Origin of the sequence: Enterococcus sp. DIV1316a, from assembly GCF_050536915.1 — a bacterium.
Taxonomy (GTDB): domain Bacteria; phylum Bacillota; class Bacilli; order Lactobacillales; family Enterococcaceae; genus Enterococcus; species Enterococcus faecalis.
Window position 1 is genome coordinate 2,070,427 of sequence record NZ_CP172913.1, and the last position, 23,060, is coordinate 2,093,486.

The window sequence follows — 23,060 nt, forward strand, 5'->3', positions numbered from 1 at the left end:
TTTAATGCCAAAAAAAGAGGAAATCATCTGTTGATGATCTCCTCATTTTTTTAGCGACTGCCAGGTTCTGAAGCTATAATCGTTAGATCACCTTCAAAACGCCAGCTCGGAATATCTGTCGGAAAGATAAAGCTATCGCCTTTTTTCAAATCAAAAGTAGCCACATCTGCTTTTGCAGCATCTTCTGTAATCAATCGACCCACACCTTCAATAACTGTTGCTAATGTATAAGGTGCTTGTTTTTTAACTTTTAGAATCCCACTGACACGCCACTCATAGACATTAAAGAAATCTGTTTTTACATAAGTAACAATGCTTGATTGTCCTTGATTTTCTTGTTGAATAGAGAGGTCAGGATCCTTCGCCGGAACGGTTGTCACATCAATGGATTGTTGAATATGCAATTCCCGTGTCTTTCCTTGATCATCTGTTCGATCATAATCATAAACCCGATACGTAGTATCACTGCTTTGTTGCGTTTCTAAAATTAAAATACCCGAGCCGATGGCATGAATAGTGCCGCTTGGTACATAATAAAAATCGCCTTTTTTCACTGGTACTTTTCTTAAAAGATCGTCCCAACGACCTTCTTCAATCATTTCAGCTAGTTCTTCTTTTGTTTTTGCGTGATGTCCATAAATGATTTCAGCGCCAGGTTCTGCATCAATAATGTACCAACATTCAGTTTTGCCTAGCTCGCCTTCATGTTTTTGACCATATGCATCATCAGGATGAACTTGCACGGATAAATCATCTTCAGCATCTAAAATTTTCGTTAATAATGGAAAGACAGCGCCACCTGCATGGCCGAATAACTCTTGATGGTCTGCCCACAATTCATCTAATTTTTTTCCTTTAAATTCGCCATTTAAAACAGTACTAACGCCATGTGGATGTGCACTGATTGCCCAATCTTCACCAATTTTATCGCTCGGTAAATCGAAACCAAATAGCGTGTGTAGACGATTGCCGCCCCAAATTTTTTCTTGAAAAACAGGTTGTAAAAATAATGGTTCTTGCATTGACTGTGACCTCCCAAATTGAATTCGCTCTCATTATATCACTAAAAACTAGTCATTTCATCTGAAACTGATGATTTCTCTTTTAAATAGGTTGCCAACAACTGATCTCTTTCTTCGATATAAGTGTTCCGGTGGTCCTCTGGATGGACTCGATTAGATAAAAAGATAAACGCTGATTGTTGTTGCACATCAATTAGCAAAAAAGTGCCTGTATAGCCTGTATGGAATAATAATGGCCGTTGCGTAGCTACATCATATTTAAAATCCCAGCCTAGAGAACGTGGTTTATCTGCAGCTGGCACTTGGTTAACTAGTAACAAATCAATTGTCTCTTTTTTCAAGAATTGGTGATTGTGATAACTGCCTCGATTTAAATACATTCGAACAAATTTTGTTAAATCATAGACATTGCTAAACAAGCCAGCATTCCCTGCATGTTCCCGTAAAACCAATGCCTTAGGATCATGGGTTGCACCTCGAATCAACCCTCTTTGTTCATGTAATTCTGTTGGCACACAGTTTAAAGGATTCTTTGGTAGAAACGTACTTTCGTTCATCCCTAAAGGAAGCAATACTCGCTCAGATAAAATTTCTATCATTGATTGTTGGAACATTTCTTCTAACATAAAGCCTAATAAAATAGTCCCTGCATCTGTATAGACGACTTTTTTACCTATTGCTTTGCCTGCGTGAAATGAATGATTGTAGGCGTCTTTTAATTCTTGGGCATTCAGCTGATCACGATTAGGAATATAGCCTTGTAAATCTGCCGTATGTGTCAACAAATGCCGGATTGTAATATTAGAATCTTGAAAAGAGGGATAATAAGTTTGTAATGATTGATCTAGAATAATTTTTCCTTCTTCCACTAATTGCAAAATAACGGTGGTGGTGCCGACTACTTTGGTTAAAGAAGCCACATCAAACAGCATGGCCGAGGTTAATTGTTCTTTGGTGGGTTTTACTTGTGCCAGTCCCCAACAATTGCTCTCCTCTTTTTCACCTTCAATGAAACAAAAACTAGCCCCCGAAAAAACACCTTTTTTCATCATTTTTTGAATTTTCCACTTTGTTTTTTCGTACATTTTTTCACCTTCTATTTTTAATATTAAAGGAAAAGTCTAGAATAAGTTCCGAACAAAAGTAGCGTTAAACTTTTATTCCGACTTTATTCCAGACTTGCTAAAACAAGCTTATTTTGTCTGTCTAAGCGTTTATTTTAAGACAAACCACCATTCCAAGCCAATTGGATCAAACACAGTGACAATTGCTTTTTTCTGGTCAATAAAGAACTCTTGATTTTTTGCCGTTAATTGTTGCTCTATTGCTAAAATATGGTCTTGATCAGAGAGCTTAATGGTAAAGAAATCTAAACCTAAGTGTGGATCAGGTAATTGATCCACTTCACTTGTTTCAGGTTTTTGGAATCCAATAGTTGCTTTGCCATCTTCTAAAACAAATTGATCTTTTTCATTGCGTTTTAAACCCAGAACTTCCTCATAGTATGCTTTTATTTCTTTTTGATTGTTTGTTTTTAATTGCACATGCGCTAAATATGAGCCAGCGGCTAACCCTTGATGTGGCTCTAAGTCCTCACTGATAAGATCTTTAAGCACAATTGGTTGCTTTTCAGAAGTCGAATTTGCTGTTGCTTCATCGTGAAAAATCTCAAATTGATTGCCTTCAAGATCAGTAATGAACATGCTTTGACGTGTGCCAATTTGGAAACTTTCATCAATTGGGTAGTCTTGTTCAAGCACTCGTTGAGCAATTTGTAAAAATTCTTTTTCCGTAGGAACTTTAATTGAAAAATAAGCCATTTGTTTTTCTTCATTATGAAAATCTTCGGCTTTTCTAGTTTCTTCTAAAATTAATAATTGCGTTCCTGCTTCACGTGTACCCCAGATAGACAGGTTATTTTCTTCTGACTTTAAAACAAAACCCATTACTTTTTTATAAAAGTCGACCATTTCGCCAACTTTTTTCGCACGAATGGCAATTGTTTTTAATGTCGCAGCTTTTTCTAATTGAAATTCAGTCATTTTTTCTGTTACCTCCATTTTCTTCTCTCCCATTTTATACATCTCTTGCTATTTCATCAAGTAATATCCTGTTTTTCTCAAAAGAAAATAGAAATTTTTCAATTTCGCTAACTTTTTGTTAAAAAAATAAGGCTTCAGGAACCAGTCTTTACGACTATGGTTCCTGAAGCCTCATCATGAATTACTATTTTTTTGCTTCGCCTTTTAGGCTACTTCTTCTGAAAACTGACTGTTATATAAGTCAGCATAAAAACCGTTTTTCGCCATTAATTCATCGTGGGTTCCTGTTTCTACAATTGAACCTTCTGCCATAACGATAATCGTATCGGCATCACGGATAGTCGACAAGCGATGAGCGACTACAAAGCTGGTCCGATTTTCCAATAAACGATTCATTGCTGCTTGAATCAGTATTTCTGTTCGAGTGTCCACACTTGAGGTGGCTTCATCCAAAATTAAAACGTCTGGATTTGCTAAGAATGCTCGAGCAATTGTAATTAATTGTCGTTGACCTTGAGAAATATTGCTGGCTTCTTCATTTAGAATCGTTTGATAGCCTTCTGGTAATTTTCTGACAAAATCATCCACATGGGCTGCTTTCGCCGCACGGATCACTTCTTCTTCGCTCGCTTGGTCATTACCATAATGAATATTGTCATAGATACTTCCAGTGAACAACCAAGTATCTTGAAGAACCATTGAAAAGTGTGCTCGCAACTCTTCGCGAGATAAATCGCGCGTATCTACGCCATCATATTTGATGCTGCCGCTACTAATATCATAGAAGCGTTCCAATAAGTTAATTAGGGTTGTTTTCCCAGCACCTGTTGGGCCCACGATTGCGACCATTTCCCCAGGTTTAACATTTAAATTGAAATCTTTCATTAATAATTTCTCTGGTGAATAGCCAAAAGCAACATGTTCAAAAGAAACACGATAAGGACTATCTGTTTCCACTGGTACGCCAGAAGGTTCATCCACCATTTCTTCTTCATCTAATACTTCAAAGACACGTTCTGCCGAAGCCACCGTAGCTTGGATTGTATTCATTAAATTAGCGATTTGAGTAATCGGTTGTGAAAATTGATTGGTATATTGAAGAAATGCTTGGACATCCCCTAAATCCATCATACCATTCGCTACTTTTACGCCACCAAGGACTGCAACAAACACATAGCCTAGATTTTTGATAAAGTTCATTAAAGGCATAATGATCGCTGAAATAAATTGTGCTTTGCGACCAGCATGATATAATTTTTCATTTTCTTTTTCAAATACTTCTTGATCACTTTCTTCGTGGTTGAAACTTTTTACTACTACGTGACCACCGTAGGTTTCTTCGACTTGGTTATTCAATAATCCTAAGCTTTTTTGTTGAGCCGCAAAATGTTTTTGCGAGCGAGGCGCCACAACCATCACAACAATTAAACTTAATGGCACTGTTGCTAAGGCAATTAGTGTTAACTGCCAGCTAATGGTCAGCATCATCCAAAGTACACCCACAAATGTCACGATACTGGTAATTAATTGGGTTAAGTTTTGTTGTAAAGTACTCGCAATATTATCCATGTCGTTAATTGCCCGCGACATGATGTCCCCATTACTATGAGTATCATAATAGGAAATTGGAACTTTGTTCATTTTCGCTTCTAATTCTTGACGTAATTCATAAACTGTTCGCTGTGAAACACGTGTCATAATTACTTGCTGCAAGAAATTAAAGACAGCAGAAATAAGGTACATGGCAATAACAATTAATAAAATTTGACCGATTTTGTCAAAATCAATTGGAAAAGATGTTATTTTTAAGCCTTGTTTCATTTCAGCAGCGCCTTTCATGACGCCTTTAAAAATTTCAGTTGTTGCCTGTCCTAATACTTTTGGTGTTTGAATTTGGAAAACGACGGCTGCGATTGCTAACACTAAGACAGCAATAATTGACAGCATTCGTTTAGACATGTATCGAAATAAACGTTTCACTGTTTTCCAGAAATTTTTTGGTTTTGGCCCTTTTGCGCCAATGTTGCGTCCTGGTCCACCGCCCATTGGTCCGCCTTTTGGTCGACTACTCATGCAAGGTCCTCCTCTCTCAATTGAGAATGTACAATTTCTTGATACGTTTGGTTATTCGCTAATAACTCTTCATGCGTTCCTTTACCAACTAATTTTCCTTCGTCTAATACTAAAATTGTCGATGCTTCCATAACCGTACTTACACGTTGGGCCACTAAAACGACAATTGCATCCGTCATCTGCTCTTTTAAGGCTTTTCTTAAATTAGCATCTGTTTTGAAATCCAATGCAGAAAAGGAATCATCAAAAACATAGACATCTGCTGGTTTTACTAAAGCACGAGCAATAGCCAACCGCTGGCGTTGTCCGCCAGAAAAATTACCGCCGCCTTGTTCGACATGACTATCCAAACCTTCTGCCAATTCTGAAACAAACGCCTTCGCCTGCGCGATTTCTAAGGCTTGCCAAATTTCTTCATCGGTCGCATTTGGGGCGCCGTATTGCATATTTTCACGAATCGTTCCTGTAAATAAAACAGCCTTTTGCGGTACAAAGCCAATCATTTCTCGTAAATTATGCTGTGACGTATCTTTAATGTTTTTACCATTTAGCAAAATCTTGCCAGATTCAACATCATAAAAACGTGGTAAAAGATTAACCAGCGTTGTTTTCCCAGAACCTGTCCCACCAATAATTGCGACCGTCTCCCCAGATTTTGCTGAAAAATCTATATCTTCCAGTGCTAAGTTTTCAGCATGCTGGTAACGATAATTAACATGTTCAAACGCCAATGTTGCTTTGTCGCCTTTTAGAGAGAGTAGTTCTGGATTGGGTACATCTTTGATTTCTGAATCAGTATTTAGCACCTCATTAATCCGATCAGCAGAAGCTTGCGCCCGCGGTACCATGACAAAAATCATGGATAGCATCATGAAACTCATCAGAATTTGCATGGCATAAGTCATAAAGGCGATTAAGTTCCCTACTTCTAGTTGCATTTCCGCAATATAATGACCGCCAAACCAAGTGATTGCAATATTGGTACCACTCATAATGAGTGTCATTAAAGGAATCATCAAAGCGACAATCGTATTCACTTTAATCGCCGTTTGTGTATAATCCTTATTGGCTTCATCAAAACGTTGTTCTTCATAGTTTGCTTTGCCAAAGGCCCGAATCACACGAACTCCTGTCAGTCCTTCACGAAAAACTAAATTTAAACGGTCGGTTTTCTTTTGCATGCTCTTAAATAACGGAACCGCTAAAAACATGATACCTCCCACTAAAACAGCCATAATTGGTAAAACATATAGAAAAATTTTCGTTAATTGTGGGTCCTTGTTATACGCCATAAAACTTGCACCAATTAACGTTAAAGGTGCGTTAATCATTAAACGTAAAAACATTTGCATAACCATTTGAATCTGATTGACATCATTGGTTGTTCGTGTAATTAGCGAAGCTGTCCCAAATTTGTCAAATTCATTATTAGAAAAATTTTCAACTTTTCGATAAATATCAGTCCGTAATTTTTTACCTAAACTTTGTGATTCTTTGGTGGCAAAAAAGGTATTTCCAATAGAAGCGACAATGCTAATCAAAGAAAAGCCTAACATGACAACTCCTGTACTCCAAATATAGTTAATATCTCCTTTAGCGACACCGTCATTAATGATATTAGATGTTAATGTGGGCAGATATAAATCTGCGATAATTTGCACGATCATAAATAAAACCGCTGCAAAGACCGACCATAACGACATCCGTTTGACTAGTTTAATCAACTAACTTCTCCTCCTTTTTGCTACTTATAAGCGCCATTTTTCAACCAATTTAATTTCATTTTTAATTGTTTGACTGCTTCAGTTGAATCATAGGCGGGATTTTCTCTTTGTTGACGATACCCGTCAACAATTGTTGAGAAAACGGCATGCATCGCCGTCTGCATGAACCATGTGAATTCTTTTGGCGTTTCAATGGTTAATTTCGAACGATCGATTATTTGATAAAGATGTTCTGCATAGGCAGCATGGCCTTTTCTTCCTCTATGCTTATGACAGTGCTGTTTCCTATTTTTTTCCTCTTCACCAGTCGCTAAATTATCTGTCACCCGACGTGAAGCACGATAGTCCATGTTGACAAATAAATTCCGATAGAAAGAAGCATTCTCTCCAGTTAGCACTTCGACAATCATTTTGGAGAAATAGACATCCATGGCTTCGATTAAATCGCCATCTTCCGCAATAATTTGTTTCTCTAAATCTCGTTCACTATTTTTTCTTAATGTCGCAAAGTAATAAAAATACAAATCTTCTTTGTTCTCAAAATATTGATAAAAGCTACCGCGCGGAATTCCCGCTAATTTAACAATATTTGCAATTGACGCTTCTTGTAAAGAATGGCGCGAAAATTCAATTTGCGCAGCATCTAATAAGCGTTGTTGCTTTTCTTCTGGCAAATGAAAAAACGTATTCGTAGGCATATTTGTGTTCCTCCCTTTTATGACACATTGTCATATGACACCATGTCATTATAGCACTCTCTATTCAGAATGCAAGTTTTTTACAAAAAAAATCAAGCACCTAGCAAGACAAAATTGATGTTAGATTCTGTCTCACCAGTTGCTTGATTAATAATAGTGTTTGATGCATTCTTGTAACAAGCCAGCGACCTCTTTTATAGGTCCATTGGCATCTATTCGTTGATAATTAGGATATTGTTCCAATTGGTTTTTGATAAGAATTTCTTGATCATAAAGGTTTAAACGTTCTTCAATAATTTTAGGATCAGATTCTCGTTGTTTTAAACGTTGATAAATATTTTCTTTTGAAACGTCAAAAAAAACTGGAATGACGGACTCGCCGAAACGCTCAAAGACCGCTTGAAAGCCTGGAAAAGTTAACGCATTATAGGCTGGATGCTCTTTCGTTGTTTCAACGATGGCATCTACACCGACACCGTAATAGTTTCCATGGTAAAAATCATACTCCACTAACTGATTGGTTTCAATCAAGGTTTGAAAACTTGCTTTTGTTTCAAAATAGTAATCCACACCATCCACTTCATCCAATCGTTTTTTCCTCGTAGTATGCGAGATAACTTTATAGTTTTTCGGAAAAACCTTACTTGTAATTGCGGTCTTGCCAGAACCACTCGGACCCATAATAACAAAAAATGGATGTTGTAATTGCTTAATCATTAGAAACGCTCCTCTCAGTTGTTTCTATTATAACGTATTGTGCACTATTTTGAAAAATTGACAAAAAAGAGCTTGGGCCAAAAATCACTTTAGATTTTTGGTCCAAGCTTAAAAATTAATAAACGGCGGGAACAGAAGCAACAACCTACTACGCTTATCTTGTTTTGTTTAATTACAATAACTAGTCTAAGTTTTGTCCATTAGTTTCAATAACTTGTTTGTACCAATTAAACGATTTTTTTTCATAACGGTTTTTAGTACCATTTCCTTCATCGTCTAAATCAACGTAAATAAACCCATACCGTTTACTCATTTCACCTGTGGAAGCACTGACTAAATCAATACAGCCCCACGGCGTATAGCCCATTAAATCGACGCCGTCTGCAACTGCTTCTGCCATTGCTTCAATATGACGACGTAAATAATCAATCCGATAGTCGTCTGCCACATAGAAATTTTCGTCTACTTTATCAATTGCACCTAAGCCGTTTTCCACAATAAATAAAGGTTTTTGATAACGATTATATAATTCATTTAGGGCAATTCGTAAGCCTTCGGGATCAATTTGCCAACCCCATTCACTTGCTTCTAAGAAGGGATTTTTAACGCCGCCTAAAAGATTCCCATTTGCTGTATCGTTGGTAGTACCAGTAACATCGACAGCAGTCGACATATAATAACTAAAGCCAATGTAATCCACTGGGTATTCTTTTAATAATTCTAAATCGCCTTCTTCAATAACTAAGTCTTTCACAGCATATTTTTGATACATGCGTTCTGCGTATGCTGGATATTCACCACGAACTTGAACATCTGTACAATAATAATTAAACTCTTGGTTTTCAATCATTGTAGCAACTTGATTGACTGGATTCGAATCAATGCCATACGTTGTTGCATAAATAATCATACATCCAATTTGTAATTCTGGATTTAATTCATGGCCAATTTTTACAGCTTTACTACTTGCAACAAATTGATTATGCCATGCTTGGAAAATGTTTTGATAATCATTGGCTCCATTGCTTTTCACCAATCCTTGACTAAGTGCTGGGAAATGGAACGCTGAATTAATTTCATTGAATGTCATCCAATAGTTAACTTTTTGGTGGTAACGTGTTAAAACAGTTTCCGCAAAACGTTCATAAAAGTCAACTAATTGGCGATTTTTCCACCCGCCGTATTCTTTCGCTAAATGCAGTGGCATTTCATAATGAGAAATCGTAATTACTGGTTCAATGTTATAGTTTAAGCATTCATCGATAACCGCATCATAAAATTTCAAGCCGGCTTCATTCGGTTGTGTTTCATCTCCTTGTGGAAAAATACGCGACCACGCAATTGAAAACCGATAACATTTGAAGCCCATTTTAGCAAACAACGCAATGTCCTCTTTAAAGCGATCATAGTGATCAATTCCTGTATGATTAGGGTAGCGATATTTCGTTTCGTCAATCGTCCAATCAAACGCTTCATCTCCTAAAATAGCGAAACGTTGTTTTCCTCCCGGCATCGCATCTGCCACAGATAACCCTTTACCATCGGCTAAGTAAGCCCCTTCTAATTGATTGGCTGCGGTCGCACCGCCCCATAAAAATCCTTTTGGAAATTTTGTCGTTGTTGTCATGCTTGTTCCTCCTCCAATTGTCTTTTATTTAATAATGGCTAAAAAGTCTTCACCATGTAACACGTCTGTTTGGTTCATATCCAAAACATCTAAATAATCACTCGTATTCGTTACCACAATCGGTGTAACTACTGGATAACCAGCTTCTTTAATGGCAGCAATATCAAAAGTAACCAGCAAATCTCCTTTTTTAACAGAATCACCTTGTTTCACTGATAATTCAAATCCTTTACCATCTAATTCGACTGTATCCATGCCAATATGCATTAATAATTCAACGCCCTCTGTTGTCGTCAAGCCAACAGCATGTCCTGTCGGAAATAATGTGGTGATTTCACCATCTGCGGGTGCATACAGTTTGCCTTCAGTCGGCTCAATTGCAACACCTTTTCCTAAAGCACCTGAAGCAAAAACAGGGTCTTGTACTTTTTCTAGCGGTAAAATTTCACCTTGAAGTGGACTTGCTAAAATAATTTTGTCTTCTTGATTCGTTTTTACAGGTGCCACCATCTTATCAGTTTCTGTTTTTTCAGTTGCTGTTTCTGGATTAGGTTGATCTTCAAAACGTAAGACAAACGTTAAGACAAACGCAATGATAAAGGCAATTCCAGCACCAATTGCACCAGTAATCATCGGTGCAGTATCTTTTGTCTCTGCAGGAATAAACCCAGGTAAGCTCAACATACTAACCAAGCCAAACGTAAAGTTTTTCACGTGATTCATAGCCACAAATGCACCACCGATACCGCCACCAATACAAGCTGCAATAAATGGTTTTTTCAATGGTAAAGTCACGCCATATACAGTTGGTTCAGTAATTCCAAAAATAGTTGTAATGCTTGAAGACAAAGCCAAACCTTTTAGTTTCACATTTTTTGTTAGGAAAAAGACAGCTAAAGCAGCCCCGCCTTGTGCAATAACGGCTGGTAATAACATCGGTACCATCGTATCGCCACCTTGTGTTAAGTTTAACATCATAATTGGTACAAAGCCCCAATGCATACCAAACATTACCAAGACTTGCCACAACGAACCCATTAATAACCCTGCGATAATTGGACTAAAAGCGTAAATTGCGTTGTATCCTTGTCCCAACCAATCGCCGATGACCGTCCCGATAGGACCAATAGCTAAGAAGGTAACAGGTGCCATAATAAGGAAAACAGCTAACGGAACGCAGATAATTTGTAGAAAACTCGGAATTACTTTTTTGAAGAAACGTTCCACATAACTTTGTGCAAAAACAGCCAAAATAATTGGTAAAACCGAAGAAGTATAGCCACTTGGCCCAATAATCACTGGAAGACCAGCAAAGCTAATTGTTTTGCCTGCTAAAGCAGTAATGCTGGGATGAACTAAGGCCATCGCCAAAGCAACCGCTAAAAAGGGATTAGTATTGAATTTTTTAGCAGCCGTAAACGCTAACATAATTGGTAAGAAAGTAAATAAACCATCTGCAATCGAAAAGAGAACAAGATATACGCCTGAAGTGTCAGCTAACCAGCCCATAGTTACAGCCAATGTTAAGAAGCCTTTTAGAACCCCAGCGCCGGCCATTGCACCTAAAAACGGTGTAAAAATAGAAGAAATAATATCAATTAAACGGTTAAAGATATTTCCGCCACTTTCTTTTTCTCTATTATCAGAATCATTACCTAGTCCACTGTTAGCCATCAAATCCTTATAGACATCACTAACGTGACTGCCAATAACCACTTGATATTGTCCTGCACTTTGAACTACCTGAATAACATCTGGGTCAGCATTCAATGCAGCTGTATCTGCTTTATTCTCATCTTTTAATTTAAAACGTAAGCGTGTAGCACAGTGAACAACACTATTAACGTTGCCTTCGCCCCCAACAGCTTTTAACACACGTGCTGCAATTTCTTGATTTTTACTCATCTCTAGATCCTCATTTCCATTAATTTTTAATATCAAAAAAACCTACATTGAAAAAGAGCCAGATCCTTCTCTTCACAGTTGCGCAGTCTGCGAAAATCGTTATCGGTTTTTTCAATCTAGGTTTTGCCTGCATTATCAGTAACAATCCGCGATTATTGGTTGTTATGCTTTTTTATCATTGACCACTCTTTGGATATGAATGGTTAAATAAATCATTTCCGCTTGATCAATTGGTCGATCATAGCTTTTTAATAAATACTCATTAATACGTTGGACCGCTTGAAACGCCTTAGGATACTTTCCTTGGACCAATGCAAAAAGAAATTCGTCCTCATCATCATGCGCTTCTTGTTTTAAATAACGTTGCGCAAAATATTGAAGATGTGTAACAATTCGCTGATAGTTCAATGAATCTTCATCAAACACCTGTCCAAAGTAGCGACTAATAATCGTTAAAATATCACGAACCATCTTGGTTGCTTCCATGGTAACTTCCATATTGCCATTTCCTTGTTCAGCATTCACAATATGAAAAGCAATGAAGCCCGCTTCATTTTCTGAAAATTGAACCCCTAGCTTTTCAGCAATAATCGCTAATGCTTGCTTTGCGATTTCAAATTCTTTAGGATAAAATTTGCGTGTTTCGAATACAAGAGGATTCGGAATATCAATTCCTTCTTTGGCTCGAAGTAACGCATAGTGAATATGATCCGTTAAAGTTAAATAAATATTTGATGAAAGCTCAATCGCTAGCGTTGTTTCTGCTAAATCAACGATTTGTTTGACGACTTCTACTTCTTTGGTGGGGACGTCTTCAAACAGCTGCTGGAATTGCCCTGCCATAGCGGAGTCCTTTAACACGAATTCCTTTTCAACATAATCTGGATTGATCGTGTCTCCAATCTTCTTTTGAAAGGCTAAGCCGCGTCCCATATAAACAATTTCTTCGCCTTGCTCATTTCTTGAAAGCACGACATTATTATTTAAAACTTTTTCAATCCTCATGATGAATGCAACCTCACTTTTTTATAAAAAAAGCCCAGAATCCCTCCACTGATTGTGTTAATGGAAGACTCTGGTTTTGCCTGCAAAGCAGTAACAATCCTTATTTACAAAGTAATAATAGCATGCTTTTTTTTAATATGCAAGCCTTTCCAAAAAAATATTTTTATTTATTTTTTACTCTGTTGATCCATTTTAAAAAAAAGTTTACTAAAAGTAAAAAAAAGACTTGCTTTCTCTTACTTTTTATTAGTAAAATAGAGATGTTGAATTTTTAAACTATTTATTTTAAGGAGATTACACAATGTCAAAATTATTAGTTGTTAAAGCACATCCATTAACAAAAGAAGAATCACGCTCAGTTCGTGCGTTAGAAACATTTTTAGCTTCATACCGTGAAACAAATCCATCAGACGAAATCGAAATTTTAGATGTTTATGCACCAGAAACAAACATGCCGGAAATCGATGAAGAATTATTATCTGCTTGGGGTGCACTTCGCGCTGGCGCAGCATTTGAAACATTAAGCGAAAACCAACAACAAAAAGTGGCTCGTTTTAATGAATTAACTGATCAATTTTTATCTGCAGACAAAGTAGTAATTGCTAATCCAATGTGGAACTTAAACGTACCGACACGCTTAAAAGCTTGGGTAGATACAATCAACGTTGCTGGAAAAACATTCCAATATACTGCAGAAGGACCAAAACCTCTAACAAGTGGTAAAAAAGCCTTACACATCCAATCAAATGGCGGCTTCTACGAAGGAAAAGATTTTGCTTCTCAATACATTAAAGCGATTCTAAACTTTATTGGTGTTGAGCAAGTCGACGGATTATTCATCGAAGGAATCGATCATTTCCCTGATCGCGCGGAAGAACTTTTAAATACTGCCATGACCAAAGCAACTGAATACGGTAAAACATTCTAAATTTTCCGAGTGATTTACATCAAAAAGAGACAAGCAGTTCATTCACTGCTTGTCTCTTTTGTTACGTAGATTCTTGTTGATCTGGCTTATCTTCATCATACAAACCGGAAACGATTTGGTACCACTCAAAAATGTGTGTAATTATCACCTTAGCTGCGGCATAAACAGGAATTCCTAAAATCACCCCGACAATCCCAAATAGTTTACCAGACGTTAATAAAACAACCAAAATGGTGACTGGATGAATGGATAACTGACTGCCTAGGACAAGTGGTGAAATAAACCGACCTTCGACCGTTTGCTCAATGGCAAAAACAATCAAGACTTTAATTAACAAGGCTGGCCCACTGACAATTCCTAAAAAGACTGCTGGAATCATGGCTAAAAATGACCCTAAATAAGGGATTAAATTTAAAAAGCCTGCTGCAATACCTAAAGTGACTGCATAATCTAAGCCAATGACAGAAAAACCAATCATAAACATAATTGCCACTGCGAAAGCGACAGTTAACTGTCCTCTAATATAAGAAGAGACTTGATCATTGACTTCTGCAAGAACTTTTAAGGTTGGTTTACGCATCTTCACTGGTAAAAACTTCATTAAATATGGCGCTAAGTTTTTGCCATCTTTCAGTAAATAAAATAGAATAAACGGCATCGTAATGATGGCGACAAAGATCGTAGCCACCGCCCCAAAGAAATTACCAATTCCTTGTACTGTGAACGTTGAGACGTTTTTAATGATGGTACCTAACGAACTGACAACTTTATCGCCTGCCGCTTCAAGTTGTTCTCTAAATTGCGCGAAAAGTGGATCACTTAATATTTCCTGCGATTTTTGATCAATTGTATCAATATATTGAGGAAAATGATTCACAAAGCTGACAGATTGCTCACGAATTTTAGGAACGATTACAATACCACCCCAAATGAGTAGTGCCACAATTAAAATAAATAGGCCGATAATACTCCAGACACGTGAGATTTGTTTTTTCTCTAAATAATCGACAATTGGATTTAATAAATAATATAAAATCCCCGCCATAATTACTGGTAAGCCGACAACGCCGAAAAACTGCCAGACGGGCTTAAATAAATAAGAAACTTTCGTAAAAGTTAGAATAATTAACAGCACCAATAAGACAATCAGTAAGGCTGTTACTACTTGATTATTTAAAAACCAACGCCAAAACCAAGACAGGCGTTTATCAGTCGTTTGTTTTTTATCCATTGATTCACGCTCCATTTACTAAATAATCAATTGTTGTTCCAATGGTTATCTTTGGTAACTGATGGGGCGTTAAATAAACACCATTTCGGATAACATCATCCTCATCGGTTGGTGCATCAGCAAAGATTAAAGTGCTGTGAGCGATACTTTGCAAGTTACTATTGGCAAAAGAACCCACTTTTGTGATTGTATAGTTTGTATCGCCAATTTTCAGATGATCTCCTTCTGCCAAGGTAACTTGGTCTTTTTCTGGGAATGATTGAATAACTGCATGTTGCTTCAAGGTATCGGTAGCAGTTTCTCCAAAAAGAATAATCATTTTTTCTGAATCATCGATTGCATGTTTGCCTATTTCTGTTACGGTTGCTTGCATCTTCCATCCCACTCCTTCATTATCTTACTTCTATTATTATAGCATAGAATAAAATAGATATTCAGGAAAAAGAAAAGGCGGTGAACAATCGTCAATTGACTTTTGTTCACCGCCTTAAAATAAGTTTTTATTTAAAGAAGTTCATAATATGAGTCCAAATTTTTTCATCAAAGACATCCATTGGATTCCCATTTCCAATCAAACCATAACCAATCATTGTTCCCACAACAAATAAGATAATGACTAACGAAATGACCACTAGAATTTTCAATAATGTTACTAAAATATAACGAAATGAACTCATACGTTTGACTCCTTTAGATTACTGTCGTTGCTTGTTTTTCTTCAATTTTTTCATCATTGACACGTTCAACGTTCGCGCCTAATTTTTGAAGTTTTTTATGGAACTCATAATAGCCACGATCTAAATATTTCAAATTAGAGACACGTGTAATGCCATTTGCACGTAACCCTACTAAAATCAATGCGGCAGCTGCCCGTAAATCAGTGGCTTCCACTGCTGCTCCTTGTAACTCGTTGCCACCATTAATAACGGCAATGTTGCCGTCAATTTTTAAGTCAGCGTTCATTCGACGCATTTCCTCTAAGTGTTGGTAACGATTTTCAAAGACTGTTTCTGTCACGATGCTTGTTCCTTCAGCAAACATTTGGATCGCTGTCATTTGTGCTTGCATGTCTGTTGGGAAACCAGGATGCGGCATTGTCTTAACATCTGTTGGTTTTAGATGTTTTGGTCCAATTACACGGATGCCATTTTCTTCTTCTTCAATGATTGCACCCATTTCAGTTAATTTAGAAATTAGCGGACGATTATGTTCAGAAATTGCTTCTTCAATTAAAACATTGCCCTCAGTCATTGCTGCAGCTACCATGAACGTACCTGCTTCAATTCGATCTTGAACGATTGAATGCTCTACGGCATGTAATTTATCGACGCCTTCGATACGCATCGTTTCTGTTCCAGCACCGATAACATTGGCACCCATTTTGTTTAAAATGTTTGCTAAGTCAACGATTTCAGGTTCACGAGCAACGTTTTCAATGATGGTTGTTCCTTTCGCACGAACAGCAGCCATCATAATGTTTTGCGTAGCGCCGACACTTGGGAAGTCTAAGTAAATAGTGTTACCGATTAGTTCATCCGCAATTGCTTCAATATAACCATTTTTTTGGATGATTTTTGCACCTAATGCTTGGAAGCCTTTTAAGTGTAAATCAATTGGTCGTTTCCCAATGGCACAGCCACCTGGCATTGCCACTTTGGCATGACCATTACGAGCCAATAAAGGTCCCATTACAACGATAGAAGCACGCATTTTACTAACGTACTCATAGTTTGCTTCGATCCCTAAAGGTTGTGTTGCGTCTATTGTTACTTCATTCGCGTCTTCATCAAAATCAATGGCTACATTCAAATGCTTAATTACTTGATTCATTGTAAATACATCAGATAAAATTGGTACATTTTTTAAAGTAGTAACGCCTTCTTCAGCTAAAAGAGTAGCTGCTAAAATTGGTAAAACAGCGTTTTTGGCGCCTTCAATTTTTACAGTTCCTTCTAATTTTGTATTACCACCATGAACAATAATTTGTTCCATTTTGTTCCCCCCAAAAAAATGAGAATAGGTATTCCTATTCAAAATCTTTACTATTATACCATTATTCAACTAAAAATTGTACCTTTTTTTATTTTTCAATTTTTAAGGAAAATACACAATGAAAAGATTTCGACAAAGCGCAATCAATTCTAAAGCAAACGAGCTAACTGTGTATCCGATAGCGATGGCGAAAAATACCATCAACATTCTGATTTGCGGTGTAAATTGGGTTTTGAAAAATTGCTCAATACGCAATGATTGCAACGCCCAAAAACTTATGTAAATGAACATAAGATGACTAACGATTCGAACAATAGCATCTACTCCATAGTATTGCATAAGGAGCCTCCTTTTTTCTAACGTAGGAACATTTTATCACAAAATAATAAAAACCGATAATTAATCCACTTGAAATGCCAAAATTTGACACTATTTATTAAAAAATACGAAGAAATAGAGTTTAAGGCAACTGACTCAATAGCAAGCGCCTTAAACTCTACAAAAGTGACTGAATCCTTCAGCCTTTTTTACCCATGTTTCGATACGTTGATCCGGTTGATTGCTCGATGCAAAGCAACAGTCGCACGACGTAGTTGATCGCGGTCGTCTTTTGCTTTGGCTTCTTCAATTAAACGTTCTGCTCGTTGTTTTGCTCGTTCAGCACGAGGCACATCGATATCTCGTTCACGTTCGGCACTATCGGCAATAATAGAAACGACATTATCACGGACTTCCATGATACCACCATTTACAGCTACCCAGTCAACATGTGTATCTGAATCGGTCCGTTTGATGCGGACTTCATCAATCGCTAGCGGAACGATGATTGGCGCATGTTTTGGTAAAATACCAATTTCACCATCTGTTGTTTTCGCCACAACGATTTTTGCATGGTGGTCATAAACTAGACCATTTGGCGTTACTACATTCACAGTAAGACTATCCATTGTGTTTGCCGCCTTTCTAGTAGTTTAATTGTTTCGCTTTTTCGATGGCATCTTCAATTTTACCGACACTACGGAAGGCTTCTTCTGGCAGATTATCATGTTTACCTTCAAGAATTTCTTTAAAGCCACGAACTGTTTCCGCAACTGGTACATAAGAACCAGGTTGACCTGTAAATTGTTCAGCAACGTTAAAGTTTTGAGATAAGAAGAATTGAACACGGCGTGCGCGACCAACAAGTACTTTTTCGTCATCTGATAATTCGTCCATCCCTAAAATAGCGATGATATCTTGTAATTCACGGTAACGTTGTAAAATATGTTGCACTTCGGTAGCCACTTCGTAGTGTTCTTCTCCAACAATTTCAGGAGCCAAGGCACTAGAAGATGAAGCTAACGGATCTACCGCTGGATAAATCCCTTGTTCGGTTAATTTACGTTCCAAGTTAGTTGTTGCATCCAAATGGGCAAACGCTGTTGCTGGCGCTGGATCGGTATAGTCATCGGCTGGAACATAGATTGCTTGAATAGAGGTAATTGATCCTTTTTTCGTTGAAGTAATCCGTTCTTGTAATTGTCCCATTTCAGTCGCTAAGGTTGGTTGGTAACCAACGGCTGACGGCATCCGACCTAAAAGGGCAGAAACTTCTGAACCGGCTTGTGTGAAACGGAAAATGTTATCAATAAATAATAGCACGTCTTGTCCTTCCACATCACGGAAATATTCAGCAATCGTTAACCCAGTTAAGGCCACACGCATCCGTGCACCTGGTGGTTCGTTCATTTGACCAAAAACCATGGCTGTTTTTTCAATAACGCCTGAATCTTTCATTTCATAGTACAGGTCGTTCCCTTCACGTGTCCGTTCACCAACACCAGTAAAGACGGAAATCCCTCCATGTTCTTGGGCAATATTATGAATTAATTCTTGAATTAAGACGGTTTTACCAACACCGGCACCACCGAAAAGTCCGACTTTACCACCTTTTAGATAAGGTGCTAATAAGTCAATAACTTTAATCCCTGTTTCTAAAATTTCATTACTGGTACTTAATTCATCAAATGCTGGCGCTTTTTTATGAATCCCACTACGTTCAGCATCTGCAGGGAATGGCGCTTCTAAGTCAATTGTGTCTCCTAAAACGTTAAACACACGACCCAATGTATCTTTACCAACAGGAACTGAAATTGATTTTCCTGTATCGATAACTTCCATTCCACGTTGTAAACCATCTGTCGATTCCATGGCGATAGAACGAATCACTCCATCACCTAGTTCTAAAGCGACTTCAAGTACTACTTTTTGTTTTGCTTCGCCATTTTTATAAACGACTAAAGCGTTGTTAATATCGGGTAAGGATTGATCTAATGAAAATTCCACGTCAACAACGGGACCGATTACTTGAACAATCTTTCCTGAACTCATAATTTCTTTCCTCCAGTCTTCATAAAGTCACACGCTTTGAACGTTTTTATAATTTTATAAACGTTCAAACGTAAGACTAGATTATTCTAGTGCAGCTGCACCAGCAACAATTTCTGTAATTTCTTGGGTAATCGCCCCTTGACGAGCACGGTTATAAGAAATTGTTAAATCGCTAATAATATTTTGCGCATTGTCAGTGGCTGTTTTCATGGCGGTCATCCCAGCAGCATGTTCTGCTGTTTTCGCATCAATGATCGCCCCATAAATTAAGCTTTCTGCATATTGTGGTAATAATTGATCCAAGATTGCTTCAGGTGAAGGCTCTAAAAGATATTCTTGTTCGTAAGAGGTCGCCTCTGATGGATCTAAATCAGTAATTGGCAACATTTTTTCCACACGAAACTGACTCGTTAGTGAGTTAACGTGGTGATTATAACAAACATACAATTCATCAAACACTTCGTTTTGGTACATAGTCGTTGCCGTTGTCACAATCTTACGGACTTCTTCAAACGTTGGTTGATCCGTTAAGCCTCTTAGCTCATAGGAAACATCGATTCCGCGTGCTTTAAAGAAATCCGCCCCTGTACCACCAATGGCGATTAAGGCATATTCTTTATTAGAATCATGGTCTTCTTGAATCATACTCATGGTTTGTTTTAAGATTGAGCTATTGTAGCCACCAACTAACCCTTTATCAGAAGTGATAACGATATAGCCTGTTTTTTTGACAGGTCGTTGTGCTAACATCACATGATAGCTCCCTTCACTAAGAGAAGATTGTTCTGTTTCACGTAATTCACTTAACTGAGCAGCTACTAAATGCGTAACGACACTACGAATTTTTGAAGAATATTCTTGAAAGCTTTTAGAGGCGCCTTCTGACTTGGTCAATTTGGCTGCAGAAACCATTTGCATCGCTTTGGTAATTTGGCTTGTCTTTTTTGTTGATGCAATGCGTTGTTTGATTTCGTTTAATGAAGCACCCAATGTCGCTCACCTCTCTTATGCGTTATCGATTTTTTCTAAAGCTTCTTTGGCTGAATCTCCGCTATTGTTTGCCGCTGCAAACATTTCAGAAAACTCTGTAATCGCTGCATCTAATGCATCAGTATCTGGTAAGTCTTTCGTAGTACGAATGGTTTCCAATAAGTCTGCATGTTTGCCATCAAAATAATCGAATAAATCTTGTTCAAAGTGTAAAATTTTATCTACGCTCACGCTATCTAAAAAGCCGTGTGTTAACGCATATAAAATTAAGACTTGTTTTTCTACAGGCAGTGGCGCATGTAGTTTTTGTTTTAAAATTTCTACCGTACGACGACCACGGTTTAATTTAGCTTGTGTTGCCGCATCTAAATCAGAGCCAAATTGTGTAAAGGCTTCTAACTCACGGTAACTAGCTAAGTCTAAACGAAGCGTTCCGGCAACTTTTTTCATTGCTTTGATTTGCGCTGATCCTCCGACACGAGAAACAGATAACCCAGCATCAACGGCTGGACGAGTGCCTGCATAGAACAAGTCGCTTTCTAAGAAAATTTGTCCATCAGTGATTGAAATAACGTTTGTTGGAATATAAGCAGAAATATCGCCTGCTTGTGTTTCAACGAATGGTAAGGCTGTCATTGAACCGCCACCTAATTCATCACTTAATTTAGCTGCACGTTCTAATAAACGTGAGTGTAAATAGAAGACATCCCCTGGATAAGCTTCACGACCTGGTGGACGGCGTAATAGTAGAGAAAGTTCACGATAAGCCACGGCTTGTTTTGATAAGTCATCAAAAATAATTAAGACATGTTTGCCGTTATACATGAATTCTTCACCCATTGCAGTTCCTGCATATGGTGCAATGTAAAGTAATGGTGCTGGTTGTGAAGCCCCTGCAGTCACAACGATTGTATAATCTAAGGCACCAAATTTACGAAGTGTTTCTACTTGGTTACGAACAGTAGATTCTTTTTGACCAATCGCTACATAAATACAAATTACATCTTGTCCTTTTTGGTTAATAATTGTATCAATTGCAATCGATGTTTTCCCTGTTTTACGGTCTCCAATAACTAATTCCCGTTGTCCACGACCAATTGGTACTAGAGCATCAATGGCTTTTAAGCCAGTTTGCATTGGTTCAGCAACAGATTGACGTTGCATAACACCGGGAGCTGTTGCTTCCACAGGACGTGTTTTGTCTGTTTTAATTTCGCCTAAACCATCTAACGGTTGACCTAATGGATTAACAACACGGCCAATCAAAGCTTCCCCAACGGGTACTTCCATGATTTTGCCTGTGCGTTGTACTTTATCTCCTTCACGAATGGTTTCAAAATCGCCAAGGATAATAATCCCTACATCATTTGTTTCTAAGTTTTGTGCCATTCCGTATGAACCGTTTGAAAACTCAACAAGTTCTCCACTCATGGCATTTTCTAAACCGTGGGCGCGGGCAATTCCGTCACCGACGTAAGTGACTGTTCCAACTTCTTCAACAGCAAGCTGTTGTTGATAGTTTTCGATTTGTTCTTTAATCAAGGCACTGATTTCTTCTGCTTTGATAGCCATTCAATTCACCTCTTTGTAGTCCTAAAGATTATTTTAATAACTTCTGCTGCATATGTTCTAATTGTTTGCGGATGCTGCCATCGATTACTTGATGGTTTGCTTCAATAACCACTCCGCCGACAATTGACGGGTCAATTAAATTGACTAAATGCGCTTGTTCATACCCTAATAATTGGGCAGCTTTTTCTTCCATTGCTTGATGTTGTTCTTTTGATAAAGGAATGGCTGTTGTCACTGAACCCAAAATTAGTCCTTGGTGCTCATCATAACGTCGTTCATATTCATCAATCATCAAGAGCAGATCGTACATGCGACGATATTCGTAAACCACTCGCAAAAAGTTTTGCATCATTTCACTAAAACCTGTTACTAGTTTTTCCATGATGCTGTCTTTTTCATAAGGCTCTAAGCGATCATCACTTAAAATATCGCCAATACCAGGTACTTGGTGATAGACTTCGCGAAGCGTCAATAATTCTTGATAAATTGCTTCAGCTTGGTTCTTTTCAACTGCCAACTCAAACAAAGCCTTGCCGTAGCGTTTACCAACTGTATATTTATCTAGTTTCATTTGCTTTACCTAAACTTTCAATATAAGAATCAATCAATGCTTCATGTGCATCTGGTGTTAATTCTTTATTTAAAATTTTGGCTGCAATTTGAAGAGAAAGATCTGCCACTTCATTTTTTACTGAAGACAATGCTTCTTCACGTTCTTGAGAAATATCTGTCCGAGCTTTTTCGCGTAAGCGAGTAACTTCCGCAGTTGTTTCTTTTAATGTTTTTTGGCGAGTCTGTTCTCCACTTTCTTTCGCGTTTTTAATAATTTCAGCTGCTTCTGATCTGGAAGAAAGTAATTGTTGTTGACGTTCTTTTTCCATTTTCGCTGCTGCTACGCGAGATTGTTCTGCAGAGTCTAAATCGTTGGCAATTTTTTCTTCACGTTGTGTCAAAATATCTACGATTGCTCCCCATGCATATTTCTTTAATAAGAGCATCAAGATTAAAAATGCACCACTGACAACAATCATCGTGCCTAGTGTGGTACTAGGAGCCGTTTCACCGACTACCAATGTAGTAAGTAGCATGAAGTCTCAACTTCCTTTCCTGCAAAAATCGATTTAGCTTCTTCAACTGCTTTATCACCAGCTATTGAAAAGGCTA

The 23,060-nt window shown here is 37.7% G+C and carries 22 protein-coding genes; 1 reads left to right on the forward strand and 21 read right to left on the reverse strand.

Going from position 1 to position 23,060, the window contains the following annotated elements:
• Positions 1 to 50: 50 nt before the first annotated feature.
• The 10 genes from manA to licT form a co-directional block, all read right to left on the reverse strand.
• On the reverse strand, positions 51 to 1,022 hold the full coding sequence (manA, locus tag IGL56_RS09860) for a mannose-6-phosphate isomerase, class I (protein ID WP_002356580.1): 972 nt from the start codon (positions 1,020 to 1,022) through the stop codon (positions 51 to 53).
• A 41-nt stretch (positions 1,023 to 1,063) separates the two neighbouring features.
• The gene (locus IGL56_RS09865) at positions 1,064 to 2,107 is read right to left on the reverse strand and encodes a serine hydrolase domain-containing protein (protein WP_002385732.1); all 1,044 of its coding nucleotides are present in this window, start codon (positions 2,105 to 2,107) and stop codon (positions 1,064 to 1,066) included.
• A 129-nt stretch (positions 2,108 to 2,236) separates the two neighbouring features.
• Entirely contained in the window at positions 2,237 to 3,106 is an 870-nt protein-coding gene (locus tag IGL56_RS09870) for a VOC family protein (RefSeq protein WP_002356578.1), read from the reverse strand.
• A gap of 162 nt (positions 3,107 to 3,268) precedes the next feature.
• Entirely contained in the window at positions 3,269 to 5,137 is a 1,869-nt protein-coding gene (locus tag IGL56_RS09875) for an ABC transporter ATP-binding protein (protein WP_002356577.1), read from the reverse strand.
• Positions 5,134 to 6,861, reverse strand: coding sequence for an ABC transporter ATP-binding protein (locus IGL56_RS09880; protein ID WP_002356575.1), 1,728 nt, complete (start codon positions 6,859 to 6,861; stop codon positions 5,134 to 5,136). Before IGL56_RS09880 ends, IGL56_RS09875 begins: the two co-directional genes overlap by 4 nt.
• A 20-nt stretch (positions 6,862 to 6,881) precedes the next feature.
• On the reverse strand, positions 6,882 to 7,559 hold the full coding sequence (locus IGL56_RS09885; RefSeq protein WP_002356574.1) for a TetR/AcrR family transcriptional regulator: 678 nt from the start codon (positions 7,557 to 7,559) through the stop codon (positions 6,882 to 6,884).
• 147 nt (positions 7,560 to 7,706) lie between these two features.
• Positions 7,707 to 8,276 (reverse strand): guanylate kinase, encoded by a 570-nt coding sequence (locus tag IGL56_RS09890; protein WP_002384153.1) that lies wholly within the window; start codon positions 8,274 to 8,276, stop codon positions 7,707 to 7,709.
• 181 nt (positions 8,277 to 8,457) lie between these two features.
• Positions 8,458 to 9,903 (reverse strand): glycoside hydrolase family 1 protein, encoded by a 1,446-nt coding sequence (locus IGL56_RS09895; protein WP_002356572.1) that lies wholly within the window; start codon positions 9,901 to 9,903, stop codon positions 8,458 to 8,460.
• A 24-nt stretch (positions 9,904 to 9,927) separates the two neighbouring features.
• Complete coding sequence (locus IGL56_RS09900; protein ID WP_002378604.1) at positions 9,928 to 11,808, reverse strand: beta-glucoside-specific PTS transporter subunit IIABC; 1,881 nt, start codon at positions 11,806 to 11,808, stop codon at positions 9,928 to 9,930.
• 162 nt (positions 11,809 to 11,970) lie between these two features.
• Complete coding sequence (licT, locus tag IGL56_RS09905) at positions 11,971 to 12,813, reverse strand: BglG family transcription antiterminator LicT (protein WP_002356570.1); 843 nt, start codon at positions 12,811 to 12,813, stop codon at positions 11,971 to 11,973.
• Between the two features lie 301 nt (positions 12,814 to 13,114).
• Between licT and IGL56_RS09910 the strand changes: the two genes are divergently transcribed.
• Positions 13,115 to 13,741: an FMN-dependent NADH-azoreductase gene (locus IGL56_RS09910; protein ID WP_002356569.1), complete on the forward strand. Its 627-nt coding sequence runs from the start codon at positions 13,115 to 13,117 to the stop codon at positions 13,739 to 13,741.
• A 61-nt stretch (positions 13,742 to 13,802) separates the two neighbouring features.
• Here IGL56_RS09910 and IGL56_RS09915 read toward each other — a convergent pair whose 3' ends face one another.
• The 11 genes from IGL56_RS09915 to atpF form a co-directional block, all read right to left on the reverse strand.
• Entirely contained in the window at positions 13,803 to 14,972 is a 1,170-nt protein-coding gene (locus IGL56_RS09915; protein ID WP_002381494.1) for an AI-2E family transporter, read from the reverse strand.
• Between the two features lie 4 nt (positions 14,973 to 14,976).
• Entirely contained in the window at positions 14,977 to 15,345 is a 369-nt protein-coding gene (locus IGL56_RS09920) for a PTS glucitol/sorbitol transporter subunit IIA (RefSeq protein ID WP_002356567.1), read from the reverse strand.
• Positions 15,346 to 15,472: 127 nt separating this feature from the next.
• Positions 15,473 to 15,649, reverse strand: coding sequence for a DNA-directed RNA polymerase subunit beta (locus IGL56_RS09925; protein WP_002356564.1), 177 nt, complete (start codon positions 15,647 to 15,649; stop codon positions 15,473 to 15,475).
• A gap of 13 nt (positions 15,650 to 15,662) precedes the next feature.
• Positions 15,663 to 16,964: a UDP-N-acetylglucosamine 1-carboxyvinyltransferase gene (murA, locus tag IGL56_RS09930; protein ID WP_002356562.1), complete on the reverse strand. Its 1,302-nt coding sequence runs from the start codon at positions 16,962 to 16,964 to the stop codon at positions 15,663 to 15,665.
• Between the two features lie 102 nt (positions 16,965 to 17,066).
• Positions 17,067 to 17,303, reverse strand: a complete 237-nt coding sequence (locus IGL56_RS09935; protein ID WP_002356560.1) for a DUF1146 family protein — start codon at positions 17,301 to 17,303, stop codon at positions 17,067 to 17,069.
• A gap of 188 nt (positions 17,304 to 17,491) precedes the next feature.
• Entirely contained in the window at positions 17,492 to 17,911 is a 420-nt protein-coding gene (locus tag IGL56_RS09940) for a F0F1 ATP synthase subunit epsilon (protein WP_002356559.1), read from the reverse strand.
• Positions 17,912 to 17,927: 16 nt separating this feature from the next.
• The gene (atpD, locus tag IGL56_RS09945; protein ID WP_002356558.1) at positions 17,928 to 19,334 is read right to left on the reverse strand and encodes a F0F1 ATP synthase subunit beta; all 1,407 of its coding nucleotides are present in this window, start codon (positions 19,332 to 19,334) and stop codon (positions 17,928 to 17,930) included.
• Between the two features lie 81 nt (positions 19,335 to 19,415).
• Entirely contained in the window at positions 19,416 to 20,324 is a 909-nt protein-coding gene (locus IGL56_RS09950; RefSeq protein ID WP_002356556.1) for a F0F1 ATP synthase subunit gamma, read from the reverse strand.
• A gap of 15 nt (positions 20,325 to 20,339) precedes the next feature.
• Positions 20,340 to 21,896, reverse strand: a complete 1,557-nt coding sequence (atpA, locus tag IGL56_RS09955; protein WP_002356555.1) for a F0F1 ATP synthase subunit alpha — start codon at positions 21,894 to 21,896, stop codon at positions 20,340 to 20,342.
• 28 nt (positions 21,897 to 21,924) lie between these two features.
• The gene (gene atpH, locus IGL56_RS09960; protein ID WP_002356554.1) at positions 21,925 to 22,467 is read right to left on the reverse strand and encodes an ATP synthase F1 subunit delta; all 543 of its coding nucleotides are present in this window, start codon (positions 22,465 to 22,467) and stop codon (positions 21,925 to 21,927) included.
• On the reverse strand, positions 22,454 to 22,984 hold the full coding sequence (gene atpF, locus IGL56_RS09965) for a F0F1 ATP synthase subunit B (RefSeq protein ID WP_002365031.1): 531 nt from the start codon (positions 22,982 to 22,984) through the stop codon (positions 22,454 to 22,456). Before atpF ends, atpH begins: the two co-directional genes overlap by 14 nt.
• Positions 22,985 to 23,060: the final 76 nt, after the last annotated feature.

Excerpts from the sequence above, each read along its gene's own strand:
- manA (WP_002356580.1), bottom strand. The coding sequence starts at position 1,022 with ATGCAAGAACCATTATTTTTACAACCTGTTTTTCAAGAAAAAATTTGG.
- IGL56_RS09865 (WP_002385732.1), bottom strand. The coding sequence starts at position 2,107 with ATGTACGAAAAAACAAAGTGGAAAATTCAAAAAATGATGAAAAAAGGT.
- IGL56_RS09870 (WP_002356578.1), bottom strand. The coding sequence starts at position 3,106 with ATGTATAAAATGGGAGAGAAGAAAATGGAGGTAACAGAAAAAATGACT.
- IGL56_RS09875 (WP_002356577.1), bottom strand. The coding sequence starts at position 5,137 with ATGAGTAGTCGACCAAAAGGCGGACCAATGGGCGGTGGACCAGGACGC.
- IGL56_RS09885 (WP_002356574.1), bottom strand. The coding sequence starts at position 7,559 with ATGCCTACGAATACGTTTTTTCATTTGCCAGAAGAAAAGCAACAACGC.
- IGL56_RS09890 (WP_002384153.1), bottom strand. The coding sequence starts at position 8,276 with ATGATTAAGCAATTACAACATCCATTTTTTGTTATTATGGGTCCGAGT.
- IGL56_RS09895 (WP_002356572.1), bottom strand. The coding sequence starts at position 9,903 with ATGACAACAACGACAAAATTTCCAAAAGGATTTTTATGGGGCGGTGCG.
- IGL56_RS09900 (WP_002378604.1), bottom strand. The coding sequence starts at position 11,808 with ATGAGTAAAAATCAAGAAATTGCAGCACGTGTGTTAAAAGCTGTTGGG.
- licT (WP_002356570.1), bottom strand. The coding sequence starts at position 12,813 with ATGAGGATTGAAAAAGTTTTAAATAATAATGTCGTGCTTTCAAGAAAT.
- IGL56_RS09910 (WP_002356569.1), top strand. The coding sequence starts at position 13,115 with ATGTCAAAATTATTAGTTGTTAAAGCACATCCATTAACAAAAGAAGAA.
- IGL56_RS09915 (WP_002381494.1), bottom strand. The coding sequence starts at position 14,972 with ATGGATAAAAAACAAACGACTGATAAACGCCTGTCTTGGTTTTGGCGT.
- IGL56_RS09920 (WP_002356567.1), bottom strand. The coding sequence starts at position 15,345 with ATGCAAGCAACCGTAACAGAAATAGGCAAACATGCAATCGATGATTCA.
- IGL56_RS09925 (WP_002356564.1), bottom strand. The coding sequence starts at position 15,649 with ATGAGTTCATTTCGTTATATTTTAGTAACATTATTGAAAATTCTAGTG.
- murA (WP_002356562.1), bottom strand. The coding sequence starts at position 16,964 with ATGGAACAAATTATTGTTCATGGTGGTAATACAAAATTAGAAGGAACT.
- IGL56_RS09935 (WP_002356560.1), bottom strand. The coding sequence starts at position 17,303 with ATGCAATACTATGGAGTAGATGCTATTGTTCGAATCGTTAGTCATCTT.
- IGL56_RS09940 (WP_002356559.1), bottom strand. The coding sequence starts at position 17,911 with ATGGATAGTCTTACTGTGAATGTAGTAACGCCAAATGGTCTAGTTTAT.
- atpD (WP_002356558.1), bottom strand. The coding sequence starts at position 19,334 with ATGAGTTCAGGAAAGATTGTTCAAGTAATCGGTCCCGTTGTTGACGTG.
- atpA (WP_002356555.1), bottom strand. The coding sequence starts at position 21,896 with ATGGCTATCAAAGCAGAAGAAATCAGTGCCTTGATTAAAGAACAAATC.
- atpH (WP_002356554.1), bottom strand. The coding sequence starts at position 22,467 with ATGAAACTAGATAAATATACAGTTGGTAAACGCTACGGCAAGGCTTTG.
- atpF (WP_002365031.1), bottom strand. The coding sequence starts at position 22,984 with ATGCTACTTACTACATTGGTAGTCGGTGAAACGGCTCCTAGTACCACA.